The 15,024-nt window shown below is 68.0% G+C and carries 33 protein-coding genes and 1 pseudogene; 29 read left to right on the top strand and 5 right to left on the bottom strand.

Annotated features, from left to right (window positions below):
* Position 1: 1 nt before the first annotated feature.
* The 3 genes from A3862_RS27855 to A3862_RS27850 form a co-directional block, all read right to left on the bottom strand.
* Entirely contained in the window at positions 2-220 is a 219-nt protein-coding gene (locus A3862_RS27855) for a hypothetical protein (RefSeq protein WP_111474170.1), read from the bottom strand.
* A 33-nt stretch (positions 221-253) separates the two neighbouring features.
* A complete protein-coding gene (locus A3862_RS31210; RefSeq protein ID WP_124263025.1) occupies positions 254-661 on the bottom strand; it encodes a hypothetical protein in 408 nt (135 codons plus the stop codon).
* A gap of 448 nt (positions 662-1,109) precedes the next feature.
* A complete protein-coding gene (locus tag A3862_RS27850; RefSeq protein ID WP_111474169.1) occupies positions 1,110-1,340 on the bottom strand; it encodes a hypothetical protein in 231 nt (76 codons plus the stop codon).
* A 92-nt stretch (positions 1,341-1,432) separates the two neighbouring features.
* Here A3862_RS27850 and A3862_RS27845 point away from each other — a divergent pair, with 92 nt between their 5' ends.
* Positions 1,433-1,768, top strand: a complete 336-nt coding sequence (locus A3862_RS27845) for a helix-turn-helix domain-containing protein (RefSeq protein ID WP_111474168.1) — start codon at positions 1,433-1,435, stop codon at positions 1,766-1,768.
* A 2-nt stretch (positions 1,769-1,770) separates the two neighbouring features.
* Positions 1,771-2,118 (top strand): hypothetical protein, encoded by a 348-nt coding sequence (locus A3862_RS27840; RefSeq protein WP_111474167.1) that lies wholly within the window; start codon positions 1,771-1,773, stop codon positions 2,116-2,118.
* Here the strand turns inward: A3862_RS27840 and A3862_RS27835 are convergent.
* Positions 2,115-2,372, bottom strand: a complete 258-nt coding sequence (locus A3862_RS27835) for a hypothetical protein (RefSeq protein ID WP_111474166.1) — start codon at positions 2,370-2,372, stop codon at positions 2,115-2,117. The genes A3862_RS27840 and A3862_RS27835 overlap by 4 nt on opposite strands.
* Before the next feature lie 183 nt (positions 2,373-2,555).
* On the opposite strand from A3862_RS27835, the gene A3862_RS31720 reads away from it, so the two are divergent.
* From A3862_RS31720 to A3862_RS32655, 27 genes and pseudogenes are all read left to right on the top strand, one after another.
* The gene (locus tag A3862_RS31720; protein WP_164706406.1) at positions 2,556-2,717 is read left to right on the top strand and encodes a hypothetical protein; all 162 of its coding nucleotides are present in this window, start codon (positions 2,556-2,558) and stop codon (positions 2,715-2,717) included.
* On the top strand, positions 2,717-2,932 hold the full coding sequence (locus A3862_RS27830) for a hypothetical protein (protein WP_111474165.1): 216 nt from the start codon (positions 2,717-2,719) through the stop codon (positions 2,930-2,932). Before A3862_RS31720 ends, A3862_RS27830 begins: the two co-directional genes overlap by 1 nt.
* A complete protein-coding gene (locus tag A3862_RS27825; RefSeq protein ID WP_111474164.1) occupies positions 2,932-3,294 on the top strand; it encodes a hypothetical protein in 363 nt (120 codons plus the stop codon). Before A3862_RS27830 ends, A3862_RS27825 begins: the two co-directional genes overlap by 1 nt.
* A gap of 73 nt (positions 3,295-3,367) precedes the next feature.
* Positions 3,368-3,619, top strand: coding sequence for a hypothetical protein (locus A3862_RS27820; RefSeq protein WP_124263024.1), 252 nt, complete (start codon positions 3,368-3,370; stop codon positions 3,617-3,619).
* The gene (locus tag A3862_RS27815; RefSeq protein WP_111474162.1) at positions 3,616-3,864 is read left to right on the top strand and encodes a hypothetical protein; all 249 of its coding nucleotides are present in this window, start codon (positions 3,616-3,618) and stop codon (positions 3,862-3,864) included. The genes A3862_RS27820 and A3862_RS27815 overlap by 4 nt, the downstream gene beginning before the upstream one ends.
* Positions 3,861-4,262, top strand: coding sequence for a hypothetical protein (locus A3862_RS27810; protein ID WP_111474161.1), 402 nt, complete (start codon positions 3,861-3,863; stop codon positions 4,260-4,262). The genes A3862_RS27815 and A3862_RS27810 overlap by 4 nt, the downstream gene beginning before the upstream one ends.
* The gene (locus tag A3862_RS27805; protein ID WP_111474160.1) at positions 4,259-4,597 is read left to right on the top strand and encodes a hypothetical protein; all 339 of its coding nucleotides are present in this window, start codon (positions 4,259-4,261) and stop codon (positions 4,595-4,597) included. The genes A3862_RS27810 and A3862_RS27805 overlap by 4 nt, the downstream gene beginning before the upstream one ends.
* Positions 4,594-5,349 carry an ERF family protein gene (locus A3862_RS27800; protein ID WP_236961574.1) on the top strand — a complete coding sequence of 252 codons (756 nt, stop codon included), beginning with the start codon at positions 4,594-4,596 and terminating at the stop codon, positions 5,347-5,349. The genes A3862_RS27805 and A3862_RS27800 overlap by 4 nt, the downstream gene beginning before the upstream one ends.
* Positions 5,350-5,351: 2 nt before the next feature.
* Complete coding sequence (locus A3862_RS27795; RefSeq protein ID WP_111474159.1) at positions 5,352-5,987, top strand: lambda exonuclease family protein; 636 nt, start codon at positions 5,352-5,354, stop codon at positions 5,985-5,987.
* Positions 5,988-6,389 (top strand): ASCH domain-containing protein, encoded by a 402-nt coding sequence (locus A3862_RS27790; protein WP_205782304.1) that lies wholly within the window; start codon positions 5,988-5,990, stop codon positions 6,387-6,389. It abuts the gene before it with no gap.
* The gene (locus tag A3862_RS27785) at positions 6,386-6,709 is read left to right on the top strand and encodes a hypothetical protein (protein ID WP_111474158.1); all 324 of its coding nucleotides are present in this window, start codon (positions 6,386-6,388) and stop codon (positions 6,707-6,709) included. Before A3862_RS27790 ends, A3862_RS27785 begins: the two co-directional genes overlap by 4 nt.
* A complete protein-coding gene (locus A3862_RS31715; protein WP_164706405.1) occupies positions 6,706-6,861 on the top strand; it encodes a hypothetical protein in 156 nt (51 codons plus the stop codon). The genes A3862_RS27785 and A3862_RS31715 overlap by 4 nt, the downstream gene beginning before the upstream one ends.
* Complete coding sequence (locus A3862_RS27780; protein ID WP_111474157.1) at positions 6,858-7,247, top strand: hypothetical protein; 390 nt, start codon at positions 6,858-6,860, stop codon at positions 7,245-7,247. Before A3862_RS31715 ends, A3862_RS27780 begins: the two co-directional genes overlap by 4 nt.
* A 73-nt stretch (positions 7,248-7,320) precedes the next feature.
* On the top strand, positions 7,321-7,677 hold the full coding sequence (locus A3862_RS27775) for a hypothetical protein (protein WP_124263023.1): 357 nt from the start codon (positions 7,321-7,323) through the stop codon (positions 7,675-7,677).
* A 314-nt stretch (positions 7,678-7,991) separates the two neighbouring features.
* Positions 7,992-8,741 (top strand): methyltransferase, encoded by a 750-nt coding sequence (locus A3862_RS27765; RefSeq protein WP_236961572.1) that lies wholly within the window; start codon positions 7,992-7,994, stop codon positions 8,739-8,741.
* A 61-nt stretch (positions 8,742-8,802) separates the two neighbouring features.
* Positions 8,803-9,015 (top strand): hypothetical protein, encoded by a 213-nt coding sequence (locus tag A3862_RS27760; RefSeq protein WP_111474154.1) that lies wholly within the window; start codon positions 8,803-8,805, stop codon positions 9,013-9,015.
* Entirely contained in the window at positions 9,012-9,404 is a 393-nt protein-coding gene (locus A3862_RS31205; RefSeq protein ID WP_124263022.1) for a hypothetical protein, read from the top strand. The genes A3862_RS27760 and A3862_RS31205 overlap by 4 nt, the downstream gene beginning before the upstream one ends.
* A gap of 77 nt (positions 9,405-9,481) precedes the next feature.
* On the top strand, positions 9,482-10,030 hold the full coding sequence (locus tag A3862_RS27755) for a 3'-5' exoribonuclease domain-containing protein (RefSeq protein ID WP_111474153.1): 549 nt from the start codon (positions 9,482-9,484) through the stop codon (positions 10,028-10,030).
* Between the two features lie 3 nt (positions 10,031-10,033).
* Entirely contained in the window at positions 10,034-10,396 is a 363-nt protein-coding gene (locus tag A3862_RS27750) for a hypothetical protein (protein WP_111474152.1), read from the top strand.
* Positions 10,389-10,721, top strand: coding sequence for a hypothetical protein (locus tag A3862_RS27745; RefSeq protein WP_111474151.1), 333 nt, complete (start codon positions 10,389-10,391; stop codon positions 10,719-10,721). The genes A3862_RS27750 and A3862_RS27745 overlap by 8 nt, the downstream gene beginning before the upstream one ends.
* A 4-nt stretch (positions 10,722-10,725) precedes the next feature.
* Positions 10,726-11,001, top strand: coding sequence for a hypothetical protein (locus A3862_RS27740; RefSeq protein ID WP_111474150.1), 276 nt, complete (start codon positions 10,726-10,728; stop codon positions 10,999-11,001).
* Positions 11,002-11,005: 4 nt separating this feature from the next.
* A complete protein-coding gene (locus A3862_RS27735) occupies positions 11,006-11,242 on the top strand; it encodes a hypothetical protein (RefSeq protein WP_111474149.1) in 237 nt (78 codons plus the stop codon).
* A gap of 4 nt (positions 11,243-11,246) precedes the next feature.
* Positions 11,247-12,356: a hypothetical protein gene (locus A3862_RS27730; protein ID WP_124263021.1), complete on the top strand. Its 1,110-nt coding sequence runs from the start codon at positions 11,247-11,249 to the stop codon at positions 12,354-12,356.
* Positions 12,349-13,074, top strand: a complete 726-nt coding sequence (locus A3862_RS27725) for a hypothetical protein (protein ID WP_111474147.1) — start codon at positions 12,349-12,351, stop codon at positions 13,072-13,074. The genes A3862_RS27730 and A3862_RS27725 overlap by 8 nt, the downstream gene beginning before the upstream one ends.
* On the top strand, positions 13,064-13,294 hold the full coding sequence (locus A3862_RS27720) for a hypothetical protein (RefSeq protein WP_111474146.1): 231 nt from the start codon (positions 13,064-13,066) through the stop codon (positions 13,292-13,294). Before A3862_RS27725 ends, A3862_RS27720 begins: the two co-directional genes overlap by 11 nt.
* Positions 13,287-13,703, top strand: coding sequence for a hypothetical protein (locus A3862_RS27715; RefSeq protein WP_111474145.1), 417 nt, complete (start codon positions 13,287-13,289; stop codon positions 13,701-13,703). Before A3862_RS27720 ends, A3862_RS27715 begins: the two co-directional genes overlap by 8 nt.
* Positions 13,655-13,813 (top strand): annotated as a pseudogene (locus tag A3862_RS32655) (hypothetical protein); the annotation flags it as partial. The gene A3862_RS27715 and the pseudogene A3862_RS32655, both read left to right, overlap by 49 nt.
* Here the strand turns inward: A3862_RS32655 and A3862_RS27710 are convergent.
* Positions 13,751-14,956 (bottom strand): tyrosine-type recombinase/integrase, encoded by a 1,206-nt coding sequence (locus A3862_RS27710; RefSeq protein WP_236961570.1) that lies wholly within the window; start codon positions 14,954-14,956, stop codon positions 13,751-13,753. The pseudogene A3862_RS32655 and the gene A3862_RS27710 sit on opposite strands and share 63 nt — an antisense overlap.
* Positions 14,957-15,024 lie beyond the last annotated feature (68 nt).

The following is a 15,024-nucleotide window of genomic DNA, read 5'->3' as shown; positions in this document are numbered from 1 at the left end:
TTCAGGCTCCGGCCGATTGCTCGGGCGCGGTCAGGTCGTCGAGCGTCTTGCGCAGCTCGGCGACCTCGGTCTCCAGCGCCGACACGCGCTGTTCCAGGCTGGTCGTGTCCGATCCGCCCTCGTGGCCGAGCGCGTCCTTCAGCTTGCCGACGAGGCCCTCGACCTCGTGCGCGGCGACGCCGAACAGGTTGGCGAGGAAGTTCTTCTTCGCGTCGTTCATGGGTTCTCTCCTTCTGGCCGGGATGGCCGAAGCTCAGGCGGCCGCGAGGGCCGAAACGGGGATCAGCGGCGCACGCCGGAAGCGCAGATCCTGGCGGCGACGAGGTGAGCGCGGCGGCGCAGGTTGCCGAGCAGCAGGACGAGCAGGCGCAACGGCATCTCCCAGGAGTTCCGCCAGCTCTCGGTCGAGCCGGTCGTTATCGGCCTCGACCCGCGCGCATAGGCGGTCGTAGGCGGCGCGGATGTTGAGGAAGTCGCGGAGCCGGACGCCGACGCTCGGGTTTCGACCGAGGTGCTTGCGTACCCAGGACTCCGACTTCCCAGCCGCATCGCCGATGCGGGCGTAGGCATCCATCTGCGAGACACCCTGCTCGCGAAGAACAGCGACGGCGCGTGCGATCTCGGCACGCAGTAGTTCGGCCTCGTGATCGGCTGTGATCATCGAACCGTAGACCCTCGACTTTGGCACGACCTTCCCACTCCGTGATGCTTCAAAGCAGTCGCGAAGTAGGGAGCGGTCAGATGGAAGGGGATCCGGTACGCAGAACAATCATCCGGATTTACAGGCGCGCAAACGTCTTCGACTTGGCGGAAGAGCGACGTGTGCGCGCGATGGGCGACCCGGCGGCGGGTCACGGCGATGTCGCCGCCGGGCGCTCGAGCCGTGACACCCCTGCAAGCGTCACGGCGAGCTGAAAGGGGAACGCCCAGCCCCAACTCGGGCGAGTTTCGCTGGGCGCCCACCCGCGACGGGCTGGAGTGGCATTCGAGCACTCGCCGCGGATCGGTGAAGGGGATCGAGACGGTCAGCGCGAAACCGCCTCGTGAATGCGCATGGCCGCAGCCTCGTTGAGGCTGCTCATCGCGGGCATGCTCGCGCGCGGCCGGCATCAGGCGGCGTCCGCGGTCGTCGGCGCCGCGATCGGCGGCCGCTCCTCGTCCCAATGCTCGGGGCGAACGATGCCGTTCGTCCACTCGGCGATTCTGTTCGCCACTACGCGGCCCGGCTTCCCGGTCCCGCATAGCTGCGTGACGAAGCTCGGCGTCACGCCGACGGCGCGCGCAAGCTCGATGCGCTTGCGCTCAGGATGATCACGGAAGAAGGCGGCCAGCGGTGACATGCGCGGACTTTAGCACAGCTGCAATTCTGTCAGCAAGTGGGTTGAAGCTGTGCTCGCTTCAAGGCCCGCGCCTGTCCGCGGATAATTGAAGCATGGGTAAACTTCGCGCTGATCCGAAGCTGCAGCGGCCGGTGTTCCTGCGCGAGTGGCGGGAGCACAAAGGGCTCAAGCTCGAGCAGGTGGCCGAGGAACTCGGAATCACCGCCGGCGCCCTGTCGCAGACCGAGTTGGGGAAAACGAATTACACCCGTCCGCTGCTCGAAGCGCTGGCCGCGCTCTACGGGTGCGAGCCCGGTGACCTGATCATGCGGAACCCGGCCGACACCGATGCGGTCTGGACGCTGTGGGAGCGTGCGAAGAAGGGCGAGCGCGAGCAGATCATCGGCATGATGAAGCTGATCGTCGGACGCACCGGCACGGACGGCTGATCGTGCTGTTCTTCGTTCGGCGACGCTGGGCGGTGCGCGTCCTCACCGAGACCGGGCTGCCGATCCGCGGACCGACCGCGACGCTTCTGATCGACCTCATTGTGTGGGGCGCGAAGCAGAGCGAGGCGACAGCGCGATCAGCCGGACAGCGCCTGCCGAAAGCAGAATCTGTCTTGCTGATGGCGATGGGGCTGCCCCGCAATCCCACCGTCGCCGCGCGCATGATGCGCTCTCTGCCGCTGACACAGGAGCAGGCTTCCCAAGCCCTGGATGCGACACGGACCGCAGCGCGGGTGATCGCCCGCGCCTACGGCTTCGATAACCTCGTCGCGCTCGACGACGCCCGCTAAGCGGCGAGGCAGGCCTCGACCAGGTCGTTCGGGATCTCACCGACGCGCGCGATCACCCGCGCTTCGTCGTAGACCCCGACCTTGTCATCCCCCGTGCGCGAGTAGACCAGCACCGGCTTGCCGCCATCGTGGGCCCGGGCAGCGATCCGAAGCGCGTCGCTGGGCGACTTGGCCGTGACCAGCCCGTCGGGCGTGTACTCGTTCCATTCGTTGACCGTGAAGCTCTGAACCGCAAGCAGGGTGTGCTGTCCCATGGGCGCCTCCGTTTTTAGCCTGAGTACAGAACAGAGCAGGAACGGATTTGGAGCGCAACCCAAGGTCGTCCAGCCTGTGGACGGTTTCGCGTGGCGCCGAGTTATAGCTGTGCTCAAATTTCCGGTTGCGAACTGTTATAGCTGTGCTACAACACGCCATCGCCCGCCGCGATGGAGCGCACCGTGCTCGCAGCCCTCGACATCTACCTCTCAACCGCATCCGCCGCCGAAATGGTGGTCTACGCCACCCTCGGCGTAATCGCCGTCGGCGGTCTGCCCTGGGGCATCGGCCACGCCCTCGACCACGCGCTGGCTGCCCGCCGCGCCTCGCAGGGCATCCGTTGATGACCGGCGCCTTCAACTGGTCCGCCGCGCTGCTCGATCTCCGGGCCCGCCGCGCGCTCGAAGCCGCGCAGGGCAAGCCCGCTCGGCGCATCCGTCCGGCCCCGCGCCGCTACGCCGCCAACGTCCCCTTCGTCGTCGCATCGGAGGATGAGGACGAGAACCGCCTGACGCCCCGCGACGTGCTCGGCGCGGACGCATTCGAGCGGAGGCGCTGATGTCGACGCCCGAGACCCTCCCGCGCGAGGAGTATCTGCGCTCGAGCCGCGGACTTCGCGGTACCCCTGCGCTCCCGCTGTCCGCTTGGCGCGGGGCCTCCGGTCGACGCTACCTCGTCGGCGTCCATCAGGCCCAAGGCTTTGAGGCCGCCGAGGCCGCCGAGGCCGTGTGCTTGGCCGTCAAGCGCAACAACGCTGGCATCGCCGAGCTGGTCAGCGTCGCAATGAACCTGGGCCCGACAGGCACCGAGGTCTGGCTGCGCCGCGCCAAGAAATCCGGCGCCACCGAAATCCACGTCCATCGCCTTTGCGAGTCGGCCTCTGAACGGACCGCCGTCGCCGAAGACCTCCAGCCGGAGTAGCGCCGCCGTGCCCAAGATCCGTCCCGTCACAGCCCCAGAGCGCGCGAAGATGCGACGCATGCGGGAGCAGCGCATGTCCATCTGCCGGATCGCTATCGAGGTAGACCGTACCGAGGCGTGCGTCTGGTCGCACGTCAAGGACATGCCGATCAGCGTCACGCACGGGATCAAGGCTTGGCCCGAGGCGAAGGTTGACCGGTTCCTGACCGCCTATGGCCGCGGGATCCCTCCCGAGGAGCTCGGCCCGCTCTACGGGCTCTCGCCGATCAGCGTACGCGCAACCGCGTGCAACCTGCGTCGGAAGCTCCGGGAGGCGCGGGCATGAATGCCTTCGCCGATCTCATCGAGGCGCAGTGCATCCGAGAGGCCGTCCGTGCGCAGAGCGCCGGCAAGCAGGCCGATCTCACGCACGCTGTCGCATCCGCTCTCGCGCTGACCATCGCACTCCAGGCGAAGGGGCACCCGAAGGCCTGCGATCTGGTCCTGCGGGTCATCCTCGAAGAACTGCCTACCATGGTCGAGAAGCGAGCGGCGGCCGTGCGTGATCACCTCATGGAGATCTCTCAATGACCGCCGCTCTCGTCGCCCCTCTCACGCCGACCGAGCGCGAGCGCCTCGTCGGTGTCGTAGACGAGGCACTGACCTCGTTCGGGCTCCAGTCCTACTCGATCCTGCAGGCCGATCTTGCCCTGGCGCATGTCGGCTTCAACGCCGCGGTGCGCGAGCGAGCTATCGGGCTGGCGAACGCCGAGAACCGGCGGCTGCGCGTCGCCCTTACGATCGCTCTCCAAGACGTGCTCGCCGTCCAGGGGCTGCTCGACGAGGGCCGCCACGAGTCCGCGGGGCACGCCATCGCGGCCATGCTGCCGGACCTGCGTGTCGCCGCCCACAAGATGCAGCCGGGCAAGCTCCCGCTGTCCGTGACCGTGCTGGAGCATGCGCGCGAGCGCCGGGACGGTGCGCGATGAAGGCGGCGACCCATCCGGCCCACGTCGAGGGCGTGACGCCCAGGCAGGCCGCGCAGCGCCTCTACGACACCGGCCGGCGCTTCGCCTCTCTGCCGTTCGGCAACCGCGCGCTGGCCGTCGAGATCGTCCGCGCCTTCGAGGGCACGAGCGTCCGCCTCGGCGACACGCTGGCCTCCGCCTCCGCCTTCACGGAGGTCCGGTACGAGCTGCAGCGCATCTGCGCCGCCGCGATCGCCAACCCCTTCGACCCTGAACACCTCGACGCCGTGAAGGCCGAATCCGCGCGCTTTGCGCGGCAGGCCGGGCGCGCGTCCAACACGGAGACGCAGCAGTGAGCCAGCCCCAGCAGCAGATCGCCACCGTCGAGGAGCAGCGCGCCGCTGCGCCGGCGGTCGTGCAGAGCGAGTCCACGGCGATCATCAGCATGATCGAGCGGGCCGCGTGCGACCCGAACGTCGACATCGACAAGATGGAGCGCCTCCTCCAGATGCAGGAGCGCGTCCTGGCGCAGCGCGCCCGTGCCGCGTTCGCTTCCGCCCTCGCCGAGCTGCAGCAGGAGCTCCCCGTCGTCCGCGAGCGCGGCCGCGGCGATAAGCAGGCGAAGTTCGCCCTCTGGGAGGATTTGAACGAGGCGATCCGGCCCGCCATGGGGCGGCACGGGTTCTCGCTGACCTTCCGCGTGGGGAGCAACGCGGGCGGCAAGCTCTCGGTGACTGGCGTCCTGATGCACCGGGACGGCCACGCCGAAGAGACCACCATGGAGCTGCCTCTCGACAACAGCGGCTCGAAGAACGCGGTGCAGGCGGTCGGCTCCTCGACGAGCTACGGCAAGCGCTACGTCGCGATGGCGATCCTCAACATCACCAGCACCGGCGAGGACGACGACGGCCGAGCCGGCGGTGGCGCCCCGGTGATCAGCGACGACCAAGCCGACGAGATCCGCGATCTGATCAAGAAGCACGGCGTGCGCATCGACCAGTTCCTGCGCTTCTTCAAGGTCGAGAGCATCCCGGATCTGCCCGCCACCCGGCACGCCGAGGCGGTCAGCATGATCAACGACTACGCCCGCAACCAGAGGGGGCGCTGATCATGGCCGAGATGATCCAGGGCAGCAGCCAATGGCTTGAGGCGCGCTGCGGCCGCTTCACCGCCTCCCGTGGGCACGAGGCCTTCGCGTTCCGCAAAGACGGCAAGCCCTACGCCGCCCGCGAGAACTACATCATGGAGGTGGTTGCCGAACGCCTCACCGGCTACGCGACCCAGCACTTCGTCAGCTCGGCGATGATGGACGGCCAGGAGCGCGAGCCCCAGGCGGCCGACGCCTACGCCTTCCTGTTCGGCGCGGACCTGACCCAGGTCGGCTTCGTCGAGCACCCGCAGATCCCGATGTCCGGCGCCAGCCCGGACCGGCTCGTCGGCGAGGACGGGCTGCTCGAGATCAAGTGCCCGACGATCAAGACGCACCTCGACACGCTGCTCTGCGGGGAGATCCCCGAGGAGTACCTCGCCCAGATGCGCTGGCAGATGGCCTGCACTGGCCGCCAGTGGTGCGACTTCGCCTCCTGGCACCCGAGCGTCCCCGCGCACCTGCGGCTGTGGGTGAAGCGCCTCCACCGTGACGACGCGCAGATCGCGAAGGACGAGGCGGCCGTCGTCGCCTTCCTGGCCGAGGTCGATGCCCGGGTCGCGAAGCTGCTCGGCACGGATCAGGCGGAGGCGGCGTAGATGGCTGAGCCGATGAAGGCCCTCTCGATCATGCAGCCGTGGGCTTGGCTAATCGTCAACGGCCACAAGGACATCGAGAACCGGGATTGGCGGTGCCACCGCCGCGGGCATGTCCTGATCCACGCCGGCAAGAAGGTCGATCGGGACGCGATGCAGGACCTGCACGCGGGCCGGCATCCGGTCACCGGCGAGCCGCTGCGCCTTGACCTGCCTGAGGTGTTCGAGACCGGTGGCATCGTCGGTGAGGCCACCATGGCGGGCTGTGTCGAGCGGTCGGAAAGCCCGTGGTTCGTCGGCCGGTTCGGGATCCTGATGCGTGACGCACGGTCGCTGCCGTTTCAGCCATGCAGGGGCGCGCTCGGCTTCTTCCTGCCGACGCTTGATGCGGCGGTCGCAGTATGAGCGCCCTCGACCTCTCCGCCATCGACCCGCTGCGACTCGCCCTCGCCGCTGAGACCGCGGCCCGGGCCAGCCTCGACGCCGCCGGGATCCTCGGCGCATGCCCCGAGCGGAACACTGGCGGCGCCACGCGGCGCGCGATCGAGCACGGCCAGGCCATGGCCGACGTCGCCCGGTTCCTGGCCTTCATCGCAGAGCACCACGAGGCGCTCTTGCCGGTTCTGCTGGCGCTCCAGGAAGGCTCCGTCGTCGCCGTCGAGGAAGCCCAGCCCGTGCGGCGCAGAGAGGACGGGCGGCCCGCGCTCGCGCTGGTGGCGGGATGATGTTCTGGCTGGGCTTCTTCGTCGGGCTCGGCGCCTCGAGCTTCATAGCCCTGCTGGTGGCGACCGCAATGTCCTTCGCGCCCACAGGCGAGGAGGAGGACGAGCCGCTCGCATCGGGCTTCGATCTGCTCGAGCCGGAGCTCGGCCAATGACCGCCGGCGCTGCCGATCTGTTCGGCTACGCGCCGGCCGAGGCCGAGGACGCGGCGCCGCTGCGGGAGGCGTTCGCGAAATTCCATCGCGAGCACCCCGAGATCTACGTGCTGTTCGACAGGTTCGCGCGGCAGACCATCGCGCGCGGGCACCGCCGGTTCTCGGCCGACGCCATCCTTCACCGCATTCGCTGGGAAGCATCCGTCGAGAACACCGGCCGCCACTACAAGATCAACGACCACTTCAGCGCCTACTACGCCCGCCTCTGGATCGAGCAGAACCCGGCGTGGCCGCACTTCTTCGAGCGCCGCGTCGCCGAGGGCGAGAAGCCGCCGCGGTCGCCGGGCGCCGCCCGCAGACCCCATCAGCAGGAGCGCATCCGATGACCGTCGAATCCGCCACCTCCGCGCTTGAGGAAGCCGTGCGCCGCGAGGCCGCTGCGAGGGGGGAGATCGCGGCATGAAGACTCATCACACACCCGGCCCTTGGGTCGCGCTTCGCGACCGGCGCCGCACCTCACCTTGGCGCATCGAAGGTGATGGCGGCATGCTCGCCGAGGTCCTGGCGCAGGGCTCATTCGGCACCGCGTTACCCGAGGAGACGGAGGCAAACGCCCGCTTGATTGCGGCCGCACCCGAACTTCTGGCCGCGCTCGTCGGCCTCTACGAACTGTGCACGCTCGGCGCCTCGGAAGACGCATTCCGCAACGGCGTGACCGACAGCCATGGCATCGTTGACGAAGGCGACGCCCGAGCCTTCGACCGCATCTCGGCAGCGCGTGCCGCCATCCGCAAGGCGGGGGGCGAGAATGCGTGAGTGCTGGATCAACGTCTACGAGCGGCGGCGCGATGGCTTCCAGAAGCCGGGGGCAGGGTTCAGCAGTCGCCGAAGCGCGGAGCTTGCGGGCGGCTCGATTGGCTCGACGGAGTCATTCCGGCTGCTCTACCGCCTGCACGTGCGCCTCAAGCTCCCCGCTCTTCCCGCCACCGATGCCCTGGCCGCCGTGAAGGCGGGTGAGGACAATGGGAGGGCGGCTCGTGGCTAAGCTCTCCAAGGCCCAGGCCAAGCAGCACGCCGAAGCCGAGAAAATCCTTCAGCAGGATCGGCTCAGCGAGGACGACCGCCTGTTCGTGATCGAGAACTGGCAGGAGTCGGCTCGGCACATCAACAGCATCGCCGGGGCTTTCTTCACGCCCTGGTCACTCGCCCGCGATTTCGCGATTGAGGTCCCGGCAGGCCGCATGATCGACCTGTGCGCCGGCATGGGCACGCTGTCGCTCGCCCGCTGGTGGCGCGGCCAGTTCACCCAACACGACCGCATCTCGGAGGTGGTCTGTGTCGAGGCGAATCCGGACTATGCCGCTGTTGGGCGCAAACTCCTGCCGGAGGCCCGGTGGATCGTCGGCGACGTGTTCGACCTACCGACGGATCTCGGCCACTTCGACGCCGCGATCAGCAACCCGCCGTTCGGCATCGTCAAGCGCACCCGGTCGGCCCCGCGCTTCACCGGCAGGCCGTTCGAGATCCACGTCATAGACATCGCGTCGGACCTCGCGGACTGGGGCGCGTTCATCATCCCTCAAGCCAGCGCGCCGTTCCGCTACTCCGGGTGCCCGGCGGGCGGCTGGCCAGCGACCCGCCGTGACGGCTTCGGCAGCGGCTACGAAGACTGCCCCGGCGAACTGCACGCGACCCTGCTCGCGCAGACCGGCATCGTCATGCAGCCCAACTGCGGGATCGACACGGCCCTCTGCCAACAAGAGTGGCACGGCGTGTCGCCGCTCTGCGAAGTCGTGATCTGCGATTTCGTCGAGGCCCGCGCGCGCCGGGCGCCTCCACCGGCTGAGCAGTCGGATCTCTTCGCCATGGCTGCGGAGTGAGCCGCATGACCTCCCTCGCCCTGGCCGCCGGTCTGCTCGCCTACACCACAGGAGAAGCCGCGTGACCGAGCGTCGAACCAGCGATGTGGCCCGCCTGCTCGGCGTGGCGCCTGATCTCCTTCGCAAGTGGAAGGCTCGCGGCTTCCTGCCGAGTGCGCCGGGCGGCGTCGCCGGCCAGGGGCGCGGCAACGAATGCTTCTGGTCCGATGAGGCCGTGGAGGAAGCACGGCGCGTCGCAGACACTCGCAAGCCGACGAAGGCGAGGACACGATGAGCGAACGTTGCCCGATCTGCGGCGAGACCGCACCGGAGCCCGCATCCCTCTGCATCCCGAGGGCGGTGCGCATCGCAGAGTCGGGGAAGCCTTGCGACTACAGCCGCGAAGGTGAGGCTAGGTTTGCCGCCGAACTCGGCCAGGAAAAAGCAACGCTGATCTCAGGACTAACAGGCGAGACTAAGATGGATGACGATTACCTGCTTGCCGACCTCCGCTCGCTCGCCCGCGTCTTAGATACGGACAGCAGTACGGATTACGCCACCGCCGTTCGCCAGGCCGTGATTGAGATAGTGCGGCTACGAGCCGAGGTGCGTGAACTAGGGAAGCTGGCCGTCAGTCAAGCCAAGTCGACCAGTGCCACTAATCCTGTGAGCGCCAACAGATGATCCCCCGCGCAGCCGGTCAACGACGAACGTGGGGACGGGGACTGATCCGAAATCCGAACCGATAGGAGACTGAAGCCATGCGCATCTGGTTTGACACAGAGTTCCTTGAGGATGGTCGCAACATCGAACTGATCAGTATCGGCTTGGTCGATGAGGACGGCCGCAGCCTTTACATGGAAACGAAGGAGGCTCGGGATCTGGCCGACAGCACCCCTTGGCTGCGCGAGAATGTTCTGCCGCATCTGCGCGGCGGCGGCTACACCCACACCCGTCAGCAGATCGCCGGCTACCTTCAGATCTTTGCAGGCGAGAGCCCTGAGTTCTGGGCGTACTATGCCGACTACGACTGGGTCGCGCTGTGCCAGATTTTCGGCACGATGATGGGCCTGCCGAAGGGCTGGCCGATGTTCTGCCGGGACCTTCAGCAGGCCATCGGGCTTGCTGGACGAGGTAAGCCGCCAGAGCAGACGTCGGGGGAGCATGACGCTCTCGAGGACGCCCTGTGGACCCGCGATGCCTGGACGTGGCTCCGCGATGCCACACTCGGCGGCCACGGCATTCTGGTGCCGCTGGAGGGCCCTGGCTTCAAGTCCCTCGCCCCCGCGACCGAAACGTCGGGAGCATGAGAGATGGCCGAGACCACCTACGCCAACCCGGGCAGCGGCAGCTATCCCTTCACGCGGGCGCTGCCCGACCCGCATGCGGCTTGGTGGATGGCCGAGCGCCTGCCACCTGAAGCCATCAGCATCGCCGACCAGATGCCCCCGCAGCACAAGGAGGTGCTCGGCTTCGTGTCGGCGCCCGAGGTCGCGATCCATCACTTCCCGGTCGTGATCTGGTGGAGCGATCGACTCGCGTCCGGCGAGATCCGTTGGTGGGGCGGGCTGCCAGGCAGCTACCTCGACCTGCGGCGATGGAAGTGGAAGGTCACCCACTGGCTGCCCTTGGCCAACGCCTCCGCCGCACTTGCGACGGGAGGTTCTCGTGGTTGACCGCAAGATCCACTGGCGCTGCTTCCACTGCGGCGAGGGCTTCACCAAGGCGCAGGAGCGTTGGGCTCGGCAGCACTTCGGGGCTGACGAGATGGAGACCCCCGTCTGCCTGATGCGGATCCCCGGCGAGCATCACCTGCTGGAGCGCCTTCGCCGGCAGGAGGCGGAACTGGCCGCCTACCGGGCCGAAGACACCAACCTGCATCGGGCGATCCACGCCATGTCATCCGACCACGCGCAGGCGCTGCGCCGCGAGGAAGAGCGCGGCTACGAAAAGGGCCTCCGTGATGGTCAGGCTCTCGCTCTCACCCCCTCGGAGGCCTGAGACCATGGCGAACGAAGATCTCCACAAGCAGGTCTCCGACCAGTGTCGCGTGGTGGCGCATCTCGCGACCGCCATTGCCAAGGTGCATTCCGACTATGCCGCCCTGATCGAAGCCGGGGCCATGTCGGATCTTCACGAGCGCATCGGGCGGCGCACAGCATCGCTGATGGAACGGCTCGGCGACGTGCTCAACGGCATGGACGCGGTCTCAGATGAGGACGACTGGACCCATCCGGTCTTCCGCGAGGCGCAGCGTCTCTTCCCCGCCTCGGAGGCCTGAGGCCATGGACGGCCAGCCCGATCCGCACCGGTCCCAGATCCTCCGGCAGCAGTGCAACCGGATCCTGCGGGACAAGAGCATCCACGACATCGTCGGCGCCCTGGAGATGCTGACGGCCGACGCGCTGCTGAGCCTGCCGGGCATCGGTGAGGCGCAAGCGCTCTCAGCCTTCGACGCCATCGCCGGAGACATCCGCAACATCATCCGCGAGCGTTTCGCTGCGCAAGGGAAAGGACACTGAGACCATGTCCTCCGCAACCAAAGCACCGGGCGCTGAAGGGCCGGGCGATTGGGTTCTCGTGCCGCGCGAGCCGACGCCTGAGATGCTGAAGGCGGGATATGACGCATATGCGGCTGCCGAATGGGATCAGGGGCGGGCAAAGCGCGGTCCAGAGCGTGAGAGCCTGCCGATCGCCTATCGTGCTCTGATCGCATCCGCCCCCGCACCTTCTGATCCAGCCGGAGCGGGCGGGACCTGGTTGCCGATGAAGGACGCGCCCACGGGCGTTCCGATCATCGCCAAGCATAAGCCGAATGCCGCGATGCCTCACGGCTGGGTCGCCACCATCAAGCTCGGTCACGGCGACGACGAAGAGGCCGGCTGCTACGACACGATCCTCCACTACAACGGCGAGGAGAGCTTCCGGGGCTTCCGGGGCACCTGGACCGGCTGGCTTCCGGTTGGCTCGGCTCTCCCAGCCGGAGCGGGCGGGGATCTGCGTGCAGCAGCCCAGGCCGTGTTCGATGCCATCAATGCCGATGGCCCAGGTGTCGGCGAGCCGGGGTATCCGGACGACCCCGCGTACAACCTTGAGGACAAGGGCCGCATGAGGCTGACGACCGGCCTCGTCCGGCGCTTGCACGATGCTCTCGCCTCGACACCGGGAAAAAAGGGAGCGGGAGAGGCCATCAAGTTCGCGGTCGGGATCGATGATCACTACGACCGGCTGGAGTTCCTCCAGAGCTGGCTGAGCGGCGACACGTCAGAGTGGCCTGAGTTCATCCAAACGCCCCCATCCCCGCCCTCCGCAACGCCCGAAGGCGATCCTCCGATGACGGTCGAGGAGGCTGAATTATTCCCACGAGGCTGCGGGTCGGGGACATACTTCCGCCGGCTGCCGGACAACTCTTGGGTCATGCTCAACAGCAGTTCCCAATGGGTCACGGTCCCAAAGTTCAGCGCAGAGATTGACGCAAACGGGGCAGCTATCGCCGCGATCAAATTCGCGCTGACCATTGACGATCACTACGACCGCCTCGACTTCCTCCGCGATTGGATCAAAGGCGACGTGTCCGAGTGGCCTGAGTTCGCGCCCACCGAGTCCCCGTCCACCAAGGAGGCGTCGGATGCTTGAGAGCCCCGCCACCGATCCCGGCCGTGCGGCCGAGGAGGCAATGCGAGACTGGTCCGGGTTCTCCGGCTGTGGCGTCCATCAGGTGCGCGGCCGAAAGGAGGACATCGATCTCGTTAAGCGCTGGTGCGAGCAAGCCGCAAGCATTCCGGCGCTTCAGGAGCGCATTCGATCAACGCAGAGGCTCTTAGCCGATTGCCAGCAGAAACTACGAACCACCGAGGCAACGGTCGCGGTTGCTCGGGCCCTGAACGAAGCCGCCGAGCAAGAAGCCGCCCAACTCCGCGCTCGGCTCCGCGAGGCTGAGAAGGGCGAGGCGCGCGCTGGATCCGAATACGCCGACGCCATGGACGCGCGCATGGAAGACGCGGCGCACATGGAGACCTTGCGCGTCGCCGTGCTGGTGCTGGCCGAGTGCAAGATTGGGAGCGGGCTGGCCGCCGTGCGGGAGTGGTTCGCCGACGGCATGCGGGGCCCGATCCAGTGGCCGGAGGGGACGCTGTTCGCTGCCTGGGCCGACGAGCACGACATCTACGACTGCAACGGCGCGATGGGCTTCCGGCGGCGCGACAGAGGGAGGGCCGCATTAGGGATCGAAGCGGCTCTGCCGCCGGAACCGAAGGATCCGGCCGAAGGCGAGAGCCCGGCCCCGACAGGGGCAATGCCCGATCCCCTCACCCCCGCACCAGAAGCAAACCAGGAGGCAGGCGATGGCCGCTAAGAACCTGTTGTCGTTCCACCGCCGCGCCTGGGTCATCCCGAACGGTAGCGGGATGCTCTGGACTGATCGGATCTTCGACACTGAGGCTGAGGCGCAGGCACACGTCGATGCCTACTGGGCCGAGTCCGGATGGACGACGCCGAAGCACAAACCCATTGAGGCGTCGGTTCGCGTCTCCGCGAAGCTTGCTCTCCTGACCCAGGAGGCTGGCGATGCATGACGCCTTTCGCCGTCGCCTGCTCGGTACGACGTTGCCGGTCGCGATGGATCGGCCGCTGACTCTGAACACGAGCACGGCTCCCACCAAGCCGCCGCCCACGGGCTCCGAAATCATGGATACATGCAAGAAGCTGCTGGACGAGGTGATGCCCGGCGGCACCCGTCCGCGCTGGCTCGGCGGCGTCTCCGGCATGCTGGTCGAGGTCGACCCGAACATGCCCAACGGCTGGTTCGGCCTGCGCCAGCCTGGCGAGGCGATGGCCTATGCCGGCCCGCTGCCGATGACCTCGTTCGGGATCTTCTACCGCGGCGGCGATGTCGTGCGCCTCTCGCCAAGCAATGCGGCGCAGCTCGCCGCCAAATCCGCCCCTTCCCTCAACCGATCCGAGACCGATGGAGGACGCTCTTGACCGACGCATCGCGCCACGTCGTGCCGTTTCAGGTCGCCGCCCGGGAACTAGGACTCAGCGCCGCGACGCTTCGCCGGATGTGCAAGGACGGCCGCGGCCCGACGCTTCTTCGGCTTAGCGAGCGCCGGCTCGGGATCCGCCGCGGCGATCTCGACGCTTGGCTTAAGGCCTGCGAGATAGGCGCCGAGCGCGTCTAGGGCCTCGCGCTTCTCCGTGGCGTAGAGCGCCCGGTTGTAGATGCCGGCCACGCCCGCCTTGTGGCCGGAGATGTGGTTCAGCACGGCCTCGATCACGTGCGGGAGTACCTTCAGGCGGTCGCCCATGACCGTGGCGGCCGTGCGGCGCAGATCGTGCAGCCGCCAACCGGTGACGCCGGAGCGCTTGTCGAGCGCCGCCTTCGCCCGGGAGAACCCCTGGAATCCACCGTCGCCTTGGCCGAACACCAGCGGTCGCCCCTCGATGCGCTCCGTCCCGGCGAGGATCTGCAGGGCAGGGGCCGACAGCGGCACGTCGTGATCCTGCCCGTTCTTCACGCGCTCGCCCGGCAGCGACCAGAGGCCCGCAGCTAAGTCCACCTCGGTCCATGCCATGTCGGCGACCTCGTCGCGGCGCTGGCCGGTGAGCAGCAGCAGGCGCACGACCCGTCCGAAGTCATCGTCGCGGCAGGCCTTCAGCACCCGAGCGATCTCGTCCTCCGACAGCACCCGGGCGCGGCGGACCTCGGGCGCGGGCTTCGGCACGCCCATGACCGGGTTCGTCTCGGCCTTGCCCGTCCCAACCAGCCACGCGAAGTGCGCCGACAGCGCGGCTCGAGCTCGGTTCGCCGCGTGCGGCCCGGTCTCGTTCCGGATCTTGGTCAGGTGCTCGGTGATCTCGGGGCGACCGACGGTGTGCAGCGGGAGCTTGTGCAGCGGCTTCCAGGTCGTTCGCAGGTAGCGGCCGGCCTCGGCGAGGTAGGCTGGCCGGAGGCCGGGCCCGACCGCTTCCAGGTACGGCTCGACCACGGCGCCGAACGTGACCGCCGCCCGAGCCTTGGCCTTCACCTTCTCGGCGTGCGGGTCCTCGCCGAGCTTGGCCCGGGCCAGCCGTTCGCCGGCGGCGCGGCGCGCATCGGACGCGGACAGCAGGCCGACCTTGCCCAGCGATTCCCGCTTCGATTGACCGAGCGCGTTCCGGTACTGGACGACCCACATGCGGGACCCGCCCTTGCTCAGGCTCAGCCCGAACCCGGGAAGATCATCGTCAAACACCACGATCCGATCGCGCCCGGCGGGAAGCCGAACGGCAAGGGCAGACTGGTTCGTGAGGCGCATCGCTGTCC

This window comes from Methylobacterium sp. XJLW, assembly GCF_003254375.1.
GTDB classification, from domain to species: domain Bacteria; phylum Pseudomonadota; class Alphaproteobacteria; order Rhizobiales; family Beijerinckiaceae; genus Methylobacterium; species Methylobacterium fujisawaense.
The sequence above is the reverse complement of the archived record's forward strand: the minus strand, read 5'-3'. Positions and strand labels throughout refer to the sequence as shown.

Coding starts and splice junctions, on each gene's coding strand:
- A3862_RS27725 (WP_111474147.1), top strand. CDS start 12,349: ATGCTTGAGAGCCCCGCCACCGATCCCGGCCGTGCGGCCGAGGAGGCA.
- A3862_RS27845 (WP_111474168.1), top strand. CDS start 1,433: ATGGGTAAACTTCGCGCTGATCCGAAGCTGCAGCGGCCGGTGTTCCTG.
- A3862_RS27810 (WP_111474161.1), top strand. CDS start 3,861: ATGACCGCCGCTCTCGTCGCCCCTCTCACGCCGACCGAGCGCGAGCGC.
- A3862_RS27830 (WP_111474165.1), top strand. CDS start 2,717: ATGACCGGCGCCTTCAACTGGTCCGCCGCGCTGCTCGATCTCCGGGCC.
- A3862_RS31205 (WP_124263022.1), top strand. CDS start 9,012: ATGAGCGAACGTTGCCCGATCTGCGGCGAGACCGCACCGGAGCCCGCA.
- A3862_RS31715 (WP_164706405.1), top strand. CDS start 6,706: ATGATGTTCTGGCTGGGCTTCTTCGTCGGGCTCGGCGCCTCGAGCTTC.
- A3862_RS27780 (WP_111474157.1), top strand. CDS start 6,858: ATGACCGCCGGCGCTGCCGATCTGTTCGGCTACGCGCCGGCCGAGGCC.
- A3862_RS27855 (WP_111474170.1), bottom strand. CDS start 220: ATGAACGACGCGAAGAAGAACTTCCTCGCCAACCTGTTCGGCGTCGCC.
- A3862_RS27730 (WP_124263021.1), top strand. CDS start 11,247: ATGTCCTCCGCAACCAAAGCACCGGGCGCTGAAGGGCCGGGCGATTGG.
- A3862_RS27785 (WP_111474158.1), top strand. CDS start 6,386: ATGAGCGCCCTCGACCTCTCCGCCATCGACCCGCTGCGACTCGCCCTC.
- A3862_RS27820 (WP_124263024.1), top strand. CDS start 3,368: ATGTCCATCTGCCGGATCGCTATCGAGGTAGACCGTACCGAGGCGTGC.
- A3862_RS27805 (WP_111474160.1), top strand. CDS start 4,259: ATGAAGGCGGCGACCCATCCGGCCCACGTCGAGGGCGTGACGCCCAGG.
- A3862_RS27825 (WP_111474164.1), top strand. CDS start 2,932: ATGTCGACGCCCGAGACCCTCCCGCGCGAGGAGTATCTGCGCTCGAGC.
- A3862_RS27735 (WP_111474149.1), top strand. CDS start 11,006: ATGGACGGCCAGCCCGATCCGCACCGGTCCCAGATCCTCCGGCAGCAG.
- A3862_RS27795 (WP_111474159.1), top strand. CDS start 5,352: ATGGCCGAGATGATCCAGGGCAGCAGCCAATGGCTTGAGGCGCGCTGC.
- A3862_RS27755 (WP_111474153.1), top strand. CDS start 9,482: ATGCGCATCTGGTTTGACACAGAGTTCCTTGAGGATGGTCGCAACATC.
- A3862_RS27790 (WP_205782304.1), top strand. CDS start 5,988: ATGGCTGAGCCGATGAAGGCCCTCTCGATCATGCAGCCGTGGGCTTGG.
- A3862_RS27850 (WP_111474169.1), bottom strand. CDS start 1,340: ATGTCACCGCTGGCCGCCTTCTTCCGTGATCATCCTGAGCGCAAGCGC.
- A3862_RS27720 (WP_111474146.1), top strand. CDS start 13,064: ATGGCCGCTAAGAACCTGTTGTCGTTCCACCGCCGCGCCTGGGTCATC.
- A3862_RS27775 (WP_124263023.1), top strand. CDS start 7,321: ATGAAGACTCATCACACACCCGGCCCTTGGGTCGCGCTTCGCGACCGG.
- A3862_RS27740 (WP_111474150.1), top strand. CDS start 10,726: ATGGCGAACGAAGATCTCCACAAGCAGGTCTCCGACCAGTGTCGCGTG.
- A3862_RS31210 (WP_124263025.1), bottom strand. CDS start 661: ATGATCACAGCCGATCACGAGGCCGAACTACTGCGTGCCGAGATCGCA.
- A3862_RS27750 (WP_111474152.1), top strand. CDS start 10,034: ATGGCCGAGACCACCTACGCCAACCCGGGCAGCGGCAGCTATCCCTTC.
- A3862_RS27815 (WP_111474162.1), top strand. CDS start 3,616: ATGAATGCCTTCGCCGATCTCATCGAGGCGCAGTGCATCCGAGAGGCC.
- A3862_RS27715 (WP_111474145.1), top strand. CDS start 13,287: ATGCATGACGCCTTTCGCCGTCGCCTGCTCGGTACGACGTTGCCGGTC.
- A3862_RS27835 (WP_111474166.1), bottom strand. CDS start 2,372: ATGGGACAGCACACCCTGCTTGCGGTTCAGAGCTTCACGGTCAACGAA.